The organism is Micromonospora sp. NPDC023966 (assembly GCF_040639095.1).
Taxonomy (GTDB): domain Bacteria; phylum Actinomycetota; class Actinomycetes; order Mycobacteriales; family Micromonosporaceae; genus Micromonospora.
The window spans coordinates 42,218-57,808 of record NZ_JBEZZJ010000003.1; the positions used below are offsets into that span (position 1 = coordinate 42,218).

8 protein-coding genes and 1 pseudogene are annotated in these 15,591 nt (G+C 69.1%); 8 read left to right on the plus strand and 1 reads right to left on the minus strand.

Features of this window, described 5'->3' with window-relative positions:
- Positions 1 to 23: 23 nt before the first annotated feature.
- On the minus strand, positions 24 to 2,147 hold the full coding sequence (locus tag AB0F68_RS06640; RefSeq protein WP_357333373.1) for an N-6 DNA methylase: 2,124 nt from the start codon (positions 2,145 to 2,147) through the stop codon (positions 24 to 26).
- Positions 2,148 to 2,348: 201 nt separating this feature from the next.
- Between AB0F68_RS06640 and AB0F68_RS06645 the strand changes: the two genes are divergently transcribed.
- The 8 genes and pseudogenes from AB0F68_RS06645 to AB0F68_RS06680 all read left to right on the plus strand — a co-directional run bounded on the left by AB0F68_RS06645 (position 2,349) and on the right by AB0F68_RS06680 (position 15,584).
- Positions 2,349 to 3,575 carry a DNA sulfur modification protein DndB gene (locus tag AB0F68_RS06645; RefSeq protein WP_357333374.1) on the plus strand — a complete coding sequence of 409 codons (1,227 nt, stop codon included), beginning with the start codon at positions 2,349 to 2,351 and terminating at the stop codon, positions 3,573 to 3,575.
- A gap of 106 nt (positions 3,576 to 3,681) precedes the next feature.
- Positions 3,682 to 6,141 carry an AAA family ATPase gene (locus AB0F68_RS06650; RefSeq protein ID WP_357333375.1) on the plus strand — a complete coding sequence of 820 codons (2,460 nt, stop codon included), beginning with the start codon at positions 3,682 to 3,684 and terminating at the stop codon, positions 6,139 to 6,141.
- The gene (locus AB0F68_RS06655; protein ID WP_357333376.1) at positions 6,138 to 6,524 is read left to right on the plus strand and encodes a hypothetical protein; all 387 of its coding nucleotides are present in this window, start codon (positions 6,138 to 6,140) and stop codon (positions 6,522 to 6,524) included. The genes AB0F68_RS06650 and AB0F68_RS06655 overlap by 4 nt, the downstream gene beginning before the upstream one ends.
- A 197-nt stretch (positions 6,525 to 6,721) precedes the next feature.
- Complete coding sequence (locus AB0F68_RS06660) at positions 6,722 to 10,024, plus strand: hypothetical protein (protein ID WP_357333377.1); 3,303 nt, start codon at positions 6,722 to 6,724, stop codon at positions 10,022 to 10,024.
- Entirely contained in the window at positions 10,021 to 11,715 is a 1,695-nt protein-coding gene (locus AB0F68_RS06665) for a DEAD/DEAH box helicase (protein ID WP_357333378.1), read from the plus strand. Before AB0F68_RS06660 ends, AB0F68_RS06665 begins: the two co-directional genes overlap by 4 nt.
- Positions 11,716 to 14,949 carry a Zn-binding domain-containing protein gene (locus tag AB0F68_RS06670; protein ID WP_357333379.1) on the plus strand — a complete coding sequence of 1,078 codons (3,234 nt, stop codon included), beginning with the start codon at positions 11,716 to 11,718 and terminating at the stop codon, positions 14,947 to 14,949. It abuts the gene before it with no gap.
- A gap of 23 nt (positions 14,950 to 14,972) precedes the next feature.
- Positions 14,973 to 15,333, plus strand: a pseudogene (locus AB0F68_RS06675) (IS701 family transposase); the annotation flags it as partial.
- Positions 15,240 to 15,584, plus strand: coding sequence for a hypothetical protein (locus AB0F68_RS06680; protein WP_357333380.1), 345 nt, complete (start codon positions 15,240 to 15,242; stop codon positions 15,582 to 15,584). The pseudogene AB0F68_RS06675 and the gene AB0F68_RS06680, both read left to right, overlap by 94 nt.
- Positions 15,585 to 15,591: the final 7 nt, after the last annotated feature.

Consider the following 15,591-nt stretch of genomic DNA (forward strand, 5'->3'; position numbering starts at 1 on the left):
GCTCGTTCAATTCTCGACGCGCGTCAGGTCGAGGGTGGGGCAGTGTCTGGTGGGAGCAGTGCGCCGCCGGTGAGGCCGGCGGCCAGGGTGCGGGCCGCTTCGTCGGCGAGGCGGTTTGCGATGTCCGCCGCGACGCGGAGCGCGTTGAGTCGGCGGAACGCTTTGCCGTACCGCTGCTGTTCGGTGAGGGAAAGCAGGGGAATCCGCAGGCGTCGAGGGTCGACCCGGACCACAGTGGTGCCGGACGATGCGGCGCTGAGGTTGTCCTCGGCAGCCAGGAATCCGGCAAGGAACCACGGGTCGAGGCGGGCGGGGTCGGGGCGCAGGAGGTGGAGGTGCCGGCCGAGGAGATGACCGACGTCCCGGGCGTCGGCGACGCGCGCGCCGACGCCTTCGTGCAGCATCTCGGGAAGGATGACGTCTCCTGACTGGATGGTGATGTCCTCATCCGAGGGTTCCTCCTCGGCGGCGCCGGAGGCCGGCCGGCGCGACACCACGTCTCGGGCGGTGAGCGTCCGAGGCGCTTCGACGTCCTGCCCGGCGGGGGTAGAGCTGCGGCTCGCGCCTGGAGCGCGGAGAAGCATGAGGGCGTCACCCCGCAGGAGGTCAGCCACGCTGGCGGTGCGCCAGGACAGAGAAGTGGCGCCAGCCGGCGGCCAAGCCTGGCCACCGCTGAGGGTCACCAGGCCTGTCGCTGCGCGCCGCACCCGGCTGCGCAGCTCGTACGCCATCTCGGCGAGTTCGTCGGGCTTGGCGGGGACCGGGGCGGCCCGGATGTGGCGGGCGGGGCTGAGGTCGACCGACTCGTCGAGTAGGTCAATGACTGGGACGGCCCGCGCTGTGCTGGGGATCGGTTCGAAGTTGTCGGGGTGCCGGTCGAAGTCGTTCCAGGCATCGATCACTGCGCCGTGGAGCGCAGACCAGTCCGACGGCGGGCGCCTACCCGAGCTTTCCTCGGTCCCGCGGCCGTCGATGGCGGCGGCGTCCACCAAGAGAACCGCCGACGGCGGGGTCGGCTGCGGTTGCGGCCGTTCAAGCAGCCATAGCTGCAAACCGATGTGCAGCGGTTGGGCGACACCGACGGGTAAAGCGACGACGGCTCGTAGTGCTCCGCTGCGGACCATCTCGGCCCTGATTCGCCGCCCCGAGGGCCGAAAGGCGGAACCAGGTGGCATGAGCAGAACTGCACGGCCGCCTGGGGTCAGGTGCGCGAGACAGTGCTGTAGCCACGCGAGTTCCGACTCACCCTTCGGCGGCAGGCCGAACACCCATCGCGGGTCGTATGCCAGGTCCTCGTGGCCCCAGTCGCGATAGCCGTAGGGCGGTGCGCAGAGCACGGCGTCGGCGGCCAGCATCGGGAACGCGTCGCTACGTATGCTGTCGCCGACCCGGACCTGCGGCTTTGTTCCCTCGGTCTCTACGGCGAGGCGAGCGGCGGCTTGGGCGGCCACCGAAGGCACGATGTCCTGGCCGTGCAGCTCCCGGGCCCCGCGGGCCGCGGCGGCCAGAAGCAGCCCACCGGCACCACACGCGGGGTCGAAGACCTTGTCCGGGTATGACTCGCCGGGGCCACCGAGGAGATCGGCCATCAGATCAGCGATTGGCGTCGGCGTTCGATAGGCGCCACCGGCCTTGGTGTCGGTGACGTCGCCCTCGGCGAACACCTCCAGCGTTCGCGCCGCGCCTTCCTCGGCGACGCAGCGCAACAGCGTGCGAAGCAACTCGGCATCTTCGGGTTGATAGGCCAGTTCATCGGTGCCCGGGATGTCGTCGGCGTACGACCCGGTCGTCTGCTGCGCCCATTCGGACAGCCGGTCATCGGAAAGCCCGACAGCCTTGTCCGCCTCGGTGTCGGCAAGGCGACTCGCCGCGACAATGAGCGGGAGCAGTTTGCTTCGGTGGGCGAGGTCGGATGCGCTGGCGCGCAGGGCAGTGCGCAGATCGTCGGCGGGAGAACTGGCAGGCAACTGTCCGCGCGCGGCGAGCCAAGCCCGGACGGCGTCCAGGTCGTACGCCGGGCTGGCCTCCGTCCCACCTGTCGGGGTCGGGAAGTCCGGGTGACGCCGGCGCCAGTTGCTCACTGTGGCGCGCGTGACGCCGGCCATCCGGGAGATCTCGGCGGCGGTCAGCTGGGCGGGTTGCGGCATCGGCTGTCCTGTCGGTTGGCGCATGGTTCTGCTCCCCGCTCACTGTACACGATGCCCGAGCCGTTTAAACGCGTTGACATTGCTTTCACGCGCGGGTGTGCTACTGTTGTTTTCAGCGAGCCGAGCTTGTCCGGCGGCCGTCGATCCCCCTGCCCACCCGCCGAGCGTATGGGCGTTCCACCCCTTCAGGAGGGCCTCTTCGTGTCCATCACCATGCCCACCGCGCCCGTCGAGGGCATCCAGCTGACCGTCACCCCCTTCCGCACCGATGCGGTGATCGGCACGATCGGGCTGCCTGCGCTCCTGCAGCTCGTCCCCTCGCCGAAGCTGGAGGAGGACAAGCGCGCGATGAAGTTCTCGCCCGGTGCGATGCGCCGGCACGCCGAGATCCGCTCCCTGGTCCAGCGCACCCTCAAGTCGACCCAGAAGGGCCGCAACGTCGCCGGTTACGCCCGCTACATCGCCTCCGGCATCAACGGCGACTTCGGCTCCGGTTGGTCCACCCCGCCGATCACCTTGTGGCTCGCTGGCGAGCCCGGCGCGGTCAGCGACGAGCTCATCCCCGGCAGCGGCATCCGGAAGATCACCCTCCTCGCTGGCTCCCCGGTCGTCGCGATCGACGGCGAGACCCAGGTAACTGCCCTGCACGAGCTCTACGACGACCCGCAGGAGTACGGCACCACCTACGAGGCCCTCGGTGCGGTCCGGCTGCCGTTCGAGCTCTACTGGGGACTCAGCGTCGAGGACGCCCGGCAGATTTTCTACGACCGCAACGTCGAGGGCGTCCCGGTGGCGAAGAACCTCGCCATGTCCATGGACCAGCGGGACTTCGGCACCCAGCTGGCGCACCGCATCGCCGAGACCGTCAAGGTCGAGCACGACGGCAAGACGGTTTCCTTCGCCAAGCTCGTCCAGTCCCGCAAGCGGCAGCTCACCAAGACCGACCCCGAGCTGATCACTCTGTCTGCGCTGCGGGTCCTCGTCATCACCACCCTCTACGGCCGCGCCGGGCTCGCCCTGTCCTCGGCCACCGTCCGCGCCACGGACCTCCCCGAGGGGGCGACCGCCGAGCAGATCGAGCGCCGCGTCGTACCGCTGCTGTCGACTCTGATCACCAATCTCTACCCGCAGCTCGCCGCCCGGTCCGCGGCCTCCGCGCCGGCGGTCCTGGCCGGCATCGGCATCGCCGCCCATCAGACCACCGACTGGGCCACCGCGGGCATCCCGCTCACCGACACGGACCTGCTGAACCTCCTCTCCGGCATCCGGTGGGAGCGGGAGGCCCGCTACTGGGACGGCATCGCCGCCAGCGCCAACGCCGCCGGTGCCCTCAACTTCGGCGGCGGCGCCAAGGACTCCGGCGGCCGCGTCGCCGACGCCATCCTCTACCCCGACACCGAGAGCGGTCGCAAGATCCGCGGACAGTAACCCGCCCTGGCCCGCGCCACCCCCGAGACGCCGTGCGTCGCGCCACCAGCCACCCGCTGGTGGCGCGGCCGCCCGTCACCCCTCATCCCCCGTGAGGAGGAAAGACGTGACAGACGACCAGACCGGCACCGTCGACCAGCTCATCCTCGACCACCTCGACCACGCCAACCTGCCCGAGACCGCCGAGGACCTCATCATCGCCGCCCTGCTCGGCGACGAGGACCTCACTGCCGTACTCGGCGGAACCGCCCCGCGCCGGCCCGAACCACCCGCCGCAGACGAGGCGGCGTCCGAGCCGATCGGCACCTATCTCGCCAGCGTCGAGGTGACCGGCTTCCGCGGCATTGGCCCCACCGCCACCCTCAACCTCATCCCCGGGCCAGGGCTGACGATCGTCACCGGCCGCAACGGCTCCGGCAAGTCCAGCTTCGCCGAAGCCGCGGAGTTCGCCCTCACCGGCAACAACAAGCGCTGGGCCGGCCGTACTGCGGTCTGGCAGAAGGGCTGGCGCAACCTGCACGCCAGCACCGACCCGCGTATCCGCGTCCGGTTGGGCGTCGAAGGCCACCGCGACGGCGCCACCGTGGAATGCCACTGGGCCAACGACGCGAACCTTGCCGAGTGCACCACCTTCCTGCAGGCCACCGGCCAGCGCCGCCAGAGCGTCGCCGATCTTGGCTGGGCCAAGCCCCTGGAGCTCTACCGCCCGTTCCTCTCCTACTCGGAACTCGGCGGCCTCCTCGGTGGCAAGGACAGCGAGATGTACGACTCCCTGCAGCGAATCCTCGGACTCGGCCGTCTCGTCGAGATCGAAACGATGCTCAAGACCGCCCGCCGGGAGATGGACCAGCAGCGCAAGCGGGCCGCCGAAGGCCTCCCGGCCCTGAAGGCGGCGCTGGCGGAGCACCCGGACCCCCGCGCCCGCCTCGCCGAGCACGCCCTCACCGGCCGGCACGCCGATCTCGACCAGCTCGAAACCCTGACCACCAGCGGCGAAGCGGCCGACGACGCGACCGTCGTGCCGCTGCGCCAGCTCGACGTCCTGCACCTGCCCAGCCACACCGAACTCACCGCCGCAGTCGAGCAGCTCCGCACCGCGCTGCGCCAGATCGACGCCCTGGCCGGCACCCCGGCCGAGGAGGCCAGGGCACTGGCCGGGCTGCTCCGCGACGCGCTGCGCCACCGCGCCAACCACCCCGATCAGCCTTGCCCAGTGTGCGGGGGTCGCACCCTGGACGAGGAATGGGCCGCCCAGGCGCAGACGCAGCTACAGCGGCTGACGCGACGCGCCGAGCAGCTCGACGCCGCCCACCGGACCGAACGCGAGGCCCGACGCGCCCTGCGCCAGCAGGTGCCCACCCTGCCTGCCGCCCTGAACCTCGACCTCTCCTCCGAGCAGGTCCACACCGGCGACGCCCGGACGGCCTGGCAGAGCTGGGACGACCTGCTCGCCACCGCGGACTCCACCATGATCGCCGAAACCGCAATCGGCGCCTTCGGCGCCCTCGTCACCGCCCTCACTCCGGTGCAAACCGCCGCCCGGGACGCCCTGGAGCGTCGTCGGCAGGCGTGGCGGCCGGTCGCCGACCAACTCCGCACCTGGATCGACACCGAACGCGCCAGCCGGCACGCCGCCACCATGTTCACGGCCCTCAAGACCGCGATCGCCAAGCTGCTGGAGTTCGGAAAGGAGATCCGCGCCGACAAGCTGGCGCCGGTCGCGGCGGAGGCAACCACCATCTGGAACACCTTGCGGCAGGACAGCAACGTCCAACTTGGCGCGATCAAGCTGGCCGGCACAGGCACCACCCGCCGGGTCGACCTCGACGTGGAGGTCGACGGCGTACCCGGAGCGGCCCTCAGCGTCATGAGTCAGGGCGAACTGCACTCCCTCGCCCTGGCGCTGTTTCTTCCGCGCGCCACCATGCCCGAGAGCCCGTTCCGGTTCCTCGTCATCGACGATCCGGTGCAGTCCATGGACCCGGCCAAGGTCTACGGCCTTGCTCAGGTCCTCGCCCAGGTCGCGAAGCACCGGCAGGTCATCGTCTTCACTCACGACGACCGGCTCCCCGCCGCCGTCCGGCATCTGCAGCTCGACGCCCGGATCCTCGCCGTCAGCCGCCTCGCCCGCTCCCAGGTGACCGTCACCGGTGACCGAGACGGTGATCCCGGGCAGCGCTACCTCACCGATGCCCTGGCCATCACCCACGATGAGAACATGGCCGGCACCGTGCAGGGCACCATCGTCTGCAACCTCATCCGCGATGCCCTCGAGTACGCCTGCCACGAAAGGATCCGGATCCGTGGCTTCCGCGCCGGCACGTCGATCGCCGACACCGAAGCCGCCATCAGTGAGGCCGAGGGACTGCGCCCCACGCTGGCCCTCGCTCTGCTGGGCGACCGCAAGCGCGTCGGTGACCTGCCTGCCGAGTTGAGCAAGCTCGGTTCCACCGCCGCTCGTGTGGTCAAGGCGGCGAACAACGGCTCCCACGGCGGTGCCACCAGCGACCTCGCGGTCCTGATCGAGGAAGCACGGCACCTGGTGGGGAGGCTGTGCCGCCCATGACCCCCGAGCAGCTTCTCGACGAAGCCTCCACCCTGCTGCACCGTCCCAGCCGCAGTATGCGCCGCTGCTGGCAGCGCGGCTGCGCCTGCCTCACCCGCGTCGCACTCGAACAGGGATTGCGCATCTGCTGGGACCAGGTCGCACCCAGTCTCATCCGATGCCCGATGCGGCATCAACTGCTGGCCCTACCGGCCTTCGTCGATGCCTCGACGGCGCTCCTCGCGAGGACGGCATGGCACGGCCTCTCCCGCGCCATGCACCACCACGTGTACGAGCTGGCGCCTACTGTCTCGGAGCTTGAGGGCTGGCACCGGGACGTCACCCGCCTCCTACCGCAGCTCCGTGCCATGACTCTCGCGAATAACACCACCGACTCTGATTAAGCCGTTGCAGGCAACCCGTTGCACAGCGAAAACGACTTGTCGTTCCCCCGACCGGGGCGATGGCACGAACAGTCTTGGTGGCACTGGTAGGCCGATCGGGCAGGGCGCGGGCTGTGACCTGCTGCTCGTCTTGTGCCGACCACGGCTCACTTGCATAGTCGCTCTACGGCTGCGGCCGCGTTCTAGAGGGGAAGAACGTGTCACAAGCATCTGAGTTCCTCCGCGACCGGGAACTCGCCTGGGCGACAGCCCTGTCCGCCGTGTCGCTCGTCTCGGAAGTCGGCGCCTTGGAAGAGGAGGTCAAAGAGGTCATCCGCCTACTCGGCAGGGTCTGCGGAGACTCCGGCCTGTACGACCGCCGGCTGCTCGCCTATCGGTACCCCGCGTGCCTGGTCACCGGCCTCGCCGGCATCGGCGCCGTCGGCTACGAACACGGCAACTACTGGAGCGCCGTACACCAGCTGGCGCCGGGCAGGATCGACCAGAGCCTCTGGGGCGAGGTGTTCCGCGCTAACCTCGACCGCTTCAAGCTGGCCCGATTCCCGGGGCTTCCGCAGGTCAACGTCGGCGAGATCCTCATGCACGCCGGCGTCCCCGCGTACTGCATCGGCGACCTGCTGAACCTCCTGCTGCAGCGGCTGGCCCGCGATCCGGGCATGTCCGCGGAGCACTTCCTGGCCTGGGCACTGACCCCCGGCCGTGAATCCCGCCTGTTCGAGCTCGACAAGCCCGTGCAGCGCTTCATCCAGTACGGCGGCGACTACGCCGAGGACCTCATCGACCGCTGCATCGACCTGCTGGAGCGGCTCCGCCAGCCGGTGTTCCACGCAGACGGCCTCGGACTACCTCCACATCTGATCGCCAAGGCGCAGCACCTTGCCGAGTCGGGCCAGCTCGACTGGACCGGTGCGACGGACCGCGTCCAGTCGGGGACCCGGATCACGCAGGCGCGCCCCCATCTGGAACTTGAGCCCTTCGGACGCGGACTCCTGCTGTGGCTGCCCTCGGTGCCCGACGCGGCGGACGGCCACGTGGTGTGGCAGGTGCGCATCGACGGTGAGGCGCAGACCGTGGTCAGCCGGTCGATGTGGCCGGGCGTGCGGGAGACCGTACCCGCGACGGCACTGGCCATCGCACGTCCCGCGCGACAACTCACCGTCGAACTCGCCAATTACGACCAGGAACACGAGATCGAGGTGGTCGACCCCCGGGATCCGCTGCTGGTGTTCAGTGACGACGGTCGACGCGTACCGGCCACTGCCAGCCTGCCGCCGGAACCCGCCTGGCTGCTCTATCCCCACGAGACCGACGCCGGCGCACCGCTCGAGCTTCACGTCACCGGCGACCTGCACGATCTCGGCGACGTCCCCGCCCCCTACGGTTGGCTCGGCTGGACCCTCCGCCGCGTCGACCTTCGCCAGGTGGCCGAGGTGCGCCTCGGCAATGGCACGCCACGACGAGTCAAGGGCGCCCGACGCGCTCAGCTGCACCTCGACCCGCCACTGCCCGGCGTGTCCAGCCTCACCGGCGTCCCGGTCGTCACGGCCGCGCCGAAGCTGACCCTGCCCACCGACCCGGGTGTCACGACCGACTGGTCCATCCGCATCCGCAGACCCGGATCCGACCAGCTGATCACTGACGTCGTCACCGTCATCCGCGACACCACCATCGACCCCTGGCGTCGGCTGCCTCGACCCCTCGTCGGCACGTACGAGGTAACCGTCCGCGGGCCCCTCGGCCGCGGCCTGTCCCGCACCCTCGAGCTGGTCGAGGGCCTGAACGCCCGCTCCAACCCCTCCTGGCGGGAGATCCGCGCCGACGGTCTGGAACCGGCGACCGTGCGGGCCAGCGCCAGCCTGCACGGCCTGACCGTCACCCCGGCAATGGTGCAGTTGGGCCCGAAGGACGTCACCGCTGAGGTGCAGACCAACAGCGCCGCCGGATCAGCGACTGTGCGGGTGACACCAGCGCACATGGCGGTCCAGCGGCTCGGCGGCAGCGGCCGTGGTGCCTGGTCCCTGCAGCCGCTGCGTCTGGACAGCGAGACGATCGGCGAGGGGGAGCTCCTGGTTCGGCTTCCCGAGGTGGCAGACGCCCAACTCGTCGTCAAGGCCGCCGGTCGTGAGCTGCAAACCGTCGTCTCCGGTGCTACGTACGGGCAGCCCCTGGCACGGTTCGCCCTCGCCGCCATCGCCGACACCGTCGGCGTCCACGGCATCGCACAGCTCGATGTCCGCGTCGGCGGTCAGGACTTCCCGGTCGCACGCTGCACCCCGAGGCGCCTCGCCAGCTCCGTCTACATCGACAACGACCGGTTGATCCTCGTCGACGGCGTGCATGCAGAGGGCCTGGTCGCCGGTCTCTACCGTGTATACGCGCCGTGGCAACCCCCGCACGTCGTGACCTTCAACCAGGACTTGGTCAGCGATGCGCTTCCTGAGGAGGTCACCACCGCCGGGCCTATCGTGGCGCTGCTGCGCATGGAGGATCCGTGGGTGCCGGCAGAGTGGCCCGACTGGCCTGCGGCCGACAACGTTTTCGACATCGCCGACCGTGAGTGGAAGCCCAGCGGAGAGGACACCGCCGACGACGCCGTGTCGGGTTACCTGGCGGGAGCCGGCGACCTGCCCGACCACCCGGACATCGCACCGCTGCTGATCGACCTGTATCCCTGGGCAGACGGCCTGCGCGGCAGGGTGACCCGGGACGTCCGCAGCACCTCCGCCATCCTGCGGCGCTATCCCGCGCAAACTCTCATCGCGCTGACGAAGACCAGGACCTCGGCCGACCGGCTGGTCGCCCCACTCGTACACTCCGGTCTGATCGCCGCGCCCCCCGACGCGTACGTCGGGGAGCGTGACGCAACCAAGCTGTGGGGGATCAGCCCTCTGGCAGGCATGCTCGCCACGGCCCATCGTCTCGGCGAGCAAGACGGAAATGAGGAGCTACGCGAGCAGGTATCGGCAGTCTGTGGCGAGGTGGCGCTGCATCTGCTCGCCGGTGGCATCGACCCCTACCGGACGGTTGGCCGGTTCGATGAGTCGGCTCTCCGCCTGGCCGAGCTTCCGATCGAGGTACGTGACCGGTTGTGGAAGGCGATGCGCGTCGTGCCGGGGGGTCTGCTCGACGCCGACGAGCGTTTGACGGCAGCCCGGCAACTGTTCGATGTGCGGATACAGCCGGGCCTCGGCAGAGTCTCCAGCGCCGCCAGGGAGCTACTCCTCGTTTCGCGCGAACAGATCCACGCCGTCAGCGGGCAGCGCGTAACGGACGCAGTCCAAGCGCGAAAGCCAACCACAGGCTGGTGTGCACTGCCCGCGGTGTCGCTCGTCCTGGCTTTCGTCGCCCGCCTGGCTGCCCGTGGACACATTGGCTGTGAGCGGCTGCTGCCGCGCACCCTGCCGCATCACGCCACCCTCGCTCGCAGCGCACCCCGCCTCGTCACCATCGATCTTCTGCTTGCCGAGTTCACCCTGATCGGATCCGGAGCCGCCCGATGATCCTCGACCCCATTGCCACCAGTGACGCGGTCGTCGCCACCTACCGGCGCTACCTGCGCACGCTGGTGGAACCGAAGGACCCTCGTCTGGCGGCCGCCCTGGAAAGCGCGATCAGCGAGGCGATCAACCAGGAAATCACCAAGGGCCCCCTGCTCGAGGCGACACCGCCCTACGTCACCTCATCCACCCCACGTCAGCTCATCGACACCGGTATTCTGGATCCCGGGATCGCCACCCTCGGCAAGGGGTTCAACCTCGACCGACCGCTGTATCGGCACCAGGAGCGGGCGATCCGCAAAGCCGCCGCCGGCCGGAACCTGGTCGTCGCCACCGGCACCGGTTCCGGCAAGACCGAAAGCTTCCTCCTGCCGATCCTCAACCGCATCATGGCCGAACGCTCGGCAGGAACGCTCGGCGCCGGCGTCCGGGCACTGCTGTTGTACCCGATGAACGCGCTCGCCAATGACCAGATGAAACGGCTACGCGGCATCTTGGCCGAGGCGCCGGACATAACCTTCGGCCGGTACACGGGGGAGACCCGGCAAACCCGCCGCGAGGCGGCCGAGATATTCGAACGGCAAAACCCTGGCGAGCGTCCGCTGCCCAACGAACTGCTCAGCCGCGAAGACATGCAGCAGCGGCCGCCACACCTCCTGCTGACCAACTACGCCATGCTCGAATACCTGCTGCTGCGCCCCCTCGACATGGACCTGTTCGAAGGAGAACACGCCGGGCACTGGCAGTTCATCGTCGTCGACGAGGCACACGTCTACGACGGCGCCCGCGGCGCGGAACTGGCCATGCTGCTACGCCGCCTGGTTGACCGCGTCAACACCGACCAGCCGGTCCAGTGCATCGCCACCAGCGCGACCGTAGGCGGCGACATGAAAGCCGTCGCGGAATTCGCCGCCTCCCTGTTCCCGGCACGGTTCGAGTACGACCCGGCCGACGAAACCCGGCAGGACGTCGTCACCGCCGACCGTGTGGAACTCCCACCTGGACCGGAATGGGGACCCCTGCCCGCCTCGGCGTACGCCGAACTCCTGGACGCCGACGACCCCGCCGCCGCCATCCTGGCCCGCGCCCAGCAGCACGGGCACGCCACCGACGACCCGGCAGACGCCCTCGCCCGCGAGCAGCGCGTCCGCAGGCTCAAGGCACTCCTCACCCACGGGCCAATACCACTACCGCAAGCAGCACACGCACTGTTCGACACCGGCGATCAAACCGCCTCCGCCGCGATGGTCGCCCTAGCCAACAGCATCCACGACACTGACGGCGCCCCCGTGCTCTCCGCCCGCTACCACCTGTTCGCCCGCGCCACCGAAGGCGCCTTCACCTGCCTCGGACCCCACGGCCCGCACGTCAGCCTCACCCGACACGAGCGGTGCGAACGCTGCGGCGACGCCGCATTCGAATTCGGCACCTGCCGCCGCTGCGGCACGGTCTACCTCTCCGGCACCCTCGAACGGGTCGGCGCCCACGCCGTCTTCCGCTCCCGGCGCTCCCGAGATGAACAGCAAGTCTGGATGGCGCTGGTCGACTCCGTCGCCACCGACGAAGATGAAGAAACCATCTCCAGCGGCGCCCAATCCGCTGGCGAACTGGGTGGCATGTGCAGCCGATGCGGCGTCTTCCAGACCGGCCCAGCGACCACCTGTCCCCGCTGCCCGGACATGCCCATGCGCTAGGTGCGATTCCTTCGGCAACGGACCGAGGAACTCACCGCATGCCTGTCCTGCGGCGGACGCGGTGGCGGTCTGATCCGCCTCTTCTCCAGCGGAAACGAGGCCTCCGCCTCGGTCCTCGCCACTGCCCTCTACCAGAAGCTGCCCGTAGCGTCCGATCCCATTCAGCAAGGCCTGAAAGGAGGCGGACGCAAGCTTCTGCTGTTCAGCGACAGCCGACAGTCCGCGGCCTACTTCGCCCCCTACCTCGAAGATTCCTACCAGCGTATGCAACGCCGACGGCTGCTGCTCGAAGGCGCCCACGCTGCCGCCGAGACCGGCGACGAGGTCCGGCTGGAGGATGTCATCTACCACACCAGCCGGGCCGCCGACCGGTACGGCATCTTCGAACGCCGCCAATCACGACAGACACGCGAACGCCAGGTAGCCCTCTGGGCGCAGGTCGAAGTCGTCGGCGTCGACGAACGCAACTCCCTCGAAGGCCGCGGGCTCCTCGCCTGGGACATGTCCCGCGACCCGGCCTGGACCCCACCCCGGCCGCTGACCGCCCTCGGCCTCACCGCCGACGAAGCCTCTGCACTAGTCGGCGAGCTCGTCCGATCAATCCGCCTCCAAGGTGCCGTCGCCGCACTAGACGGCGTCGACCCCCGCGACGAAGCATTCGAGCCGAGGCTGGGACCAATCTACGTACGAGGCACGGGCGCCGACTCCCGCCGCAAGGTCCTCAGCTGGCTGCCCACCAAGGGCGTCAACCGCAGACTCGACTACGTACGCCGACTGCTCAACCGGCTCGGACACACCGCGGAACCCCTCAAGATCCTCGAAGGGGTGTGGCACCTCCTGACCAGGGGACCACAGTCGGAGTGGCTGATCGCCAGCACCGAGCGCGGCATCGGCCAGGTCTACCAACTCGACCCCGCCCTGATGGCCTGCACCGTGGTCACCGGTGATAGCGCACTCTGGCAGTGCTCCACCTGCCGCAAACTCACCCCGTTCAACGTCCGCGGCACGTGCCCGACCATGGCCTGCGACGGCGACCTTGAACAGTGGACGCAGCTAGCCGCCAACACAGATACCGATCACTACCGCAACGTCTACCGGGACATGAACCCGGTACCCCTGCGCGTCTTCGAACACACCGCGCAGTGGACCAGCGAGCGAGCTGCCGAAATCCAACAGCAGTTCGTCCGAGGCGAAGTCAACGCTCTGTCCTGCTCCACCACCTTCGAACTCGGCGTCGACGTCGGCGAACTCCAAGCCGTGATGCTCCGCAACATGCCACCCACCACCGCCAACTACGTCCAGCGTGCTGGCCGCGCCGGCCGACGCACCGACGCCGCCGCGCTCGTCGTCACCTACGCCCAACGACGCTCACACGACCTCTCCCGCTTCGCCGAACCCAACCGAATGATCGCCGGCGAAGTCCGCGCACCCTACGTACCCCTCAACAACGTGCGGATTGATCGACGGCATGCTCACTCCGTGGCCCTAGCCGCCTTCTTCCGCCATCAGTTCCGCACCTACGGCACGGTGTGGCGGACGGCCGGAGAGTTCCTTCTGCCCGACGACTACGGAATTGCGCCCGTAACGCTGGTCCGCGACTTCCTGACGCCCGTGCCCGCGGACATCACGAGGTCACTACGCCAGGTCCTACCCACCGACGTACAGGTCAGCATCGGCGTCGACTCCGCCGCCTGGGTCGAGCACCTGCTCGACCTCCTGGAGTCCGTCCGAGCCGAACTCCAACAGGACGTCGACACCTACGAACACAAGCGGCAGGAGGCTTTCGCCGCTCGCAAGGACGACCAGGCTGCCCGCTACAGCCGGGTCATGAAGACCATCACCGCCCGAGAGCTCCTCGGACTGTTGGCCAACCGCAACGTCCTGCCCAAGTACGGCTTCCCCGTCGACACCGTCGAACTACGGCTGGCTTTCGCCGATGCCCAGCAGGCCAAGCAGCTGGAACTTTCCCGTGACCTCTCCTCAGCCATCTACGAGTACGCGCCCGGCGCGGAGGCCATCGCCGGGGGATTGACCTGGCAGTCCGCCGGCGTTTACCGGCTCCCTGGACGGGACTTGGAACGCCGCTACTACGCCATCTGCGACGGCTGCGGCCACTACCGCGACTCCATCGACCGCCTCGACCAGGCCTGCCCGGCATGCGGCGCCGCACCGGTCGGCGCTCCCCGCCAGTACGCCATCCCGGTCTTCGGTTTTGTCGCCGCCCGCAACAGCGCCCGGCGGCCCACCAGCGCCCCTCGACGTGCCTGGCACGGTGCGACCTACGTCGTCTCACCTGGCGCTGAACTCTACGAAGACAAGCTGAATTTGACAGGTGGCACCGTCAGTGTCAGGGCCGGCGCTAGAGGCGAGCTCATCGCAATCAGCGATGGAGCGCTTGGCCGCGGCTTCTTCATCTGCGCGACCTGCGGCTTCGGGCGCCCCACCATCGACGGACTGGCGAGCCACCAGAGCCCGCTCAGTGGCCGAGACTGCCGAGGCCGGATGGAGAACCTATCCCTGGCCCATCAGTACCAGACAGACGTCCTCGAGCTGAGCCTGGAAGGGACAGTCACGGACGGCCTCGACGACAACGCTTGGCGGTCAATTGCGTATTCCCTGGTGGAGGGAGCCGTCCTTGCCCTCGAGATCAGCCGAGACGACATCGACGCAACGATGTACCGGACCGAGACCGGACGAAGCGTCATCATGCTGTACGACACCGTGCCCGGCGGTGCCGGGCACGTGCAGCGGATCGCCGAGCGGCTGCGCGACGTGCTCGACCAAGCGGTGCGACGGGTCCGCGACTGCGAGTGCGGCTCCGAGACCAGCTGCTACCGGTGCCTGCGAGTCTTCCGCAACGAGCGATACCACGAGCAGCTGCGCCGCGGCGTCGCCGCCGACGTACTCGGCCGCCTGCTCGGCAAGCCCAACCGGCCACCGGCGGGCGCTCTCCGCGTCAGCCTCTCCGACATCACGCCTGCCCTCACCGCGATACGGCGGTTCCTGGTGACCGAGGCGCCGGGGGAGGTGTTCGAGCCGGTGGCCGCCGGCCAGCTCGACCTCTACGAGGGGCGCATCGTCCTTGCAAGCCGCGACGGCAAGGCCGGAGTGGGACGGCTGTGGCTCCGGCGTGACGGCACTGGCGTCATCGGTGCAGGGCTGCAGCCGACCGCTGGCGCGCCGTTGGACGACGGGGCGGACGACCTCCTCCTGGTAGGCGTCGCAGTGCTGTGAGCTGAGCCTGCAGCTGGTGGTCCTCGGGCAGCCGCTGGGGCGTCGAGGAATGCTTCCAAACCGCCAAGAGACAAGTCGGTCTCGACGAGTACCAGGTCCGCCGCTACGACGCCTGGTACCGCCACATCACCCTGGCCACGCTCGCTCACGCCTTCCTCGCGGTCACCGCCGCCGCAGTGAGAAAAGATCCCACCTCCGCGACGACGGCCTCATCCCCATCACACTCGCAGAGACCCGTCGTCTGCTGGCACACCTGATCACGAGCGGCGCGGCCGCGACTTCATCGATCGATGGTCACGATGGCGCCGCAGGCACCAATGCCGGGCAAAGAACAGCCACTACCAGCGAAGACGCGCATTCGGCAAACCACGGCTGTCGTACTAGCCGAACTGCGTTCCCTTCTCTGTGAGCAGCAGGAGGCGATGCCGCCACGGTCGCCGGACCTGTTCCCGCGGCGGCAGCAGGTCGTCGCCACACTCGCCGCAGACGTCGGGGAGGTAGACGATGCCCACCGTCAGATCAAGGCGCTCCGGCAGGACGTCTGTCTGGAGTACGGATTGAAGTCGGCCGCTGTCGCCGATGTTGACGCACTGTTGCTTCACCTTGATCGGCTGAGCGACGGCACCCGACGCTAGCAGCCAA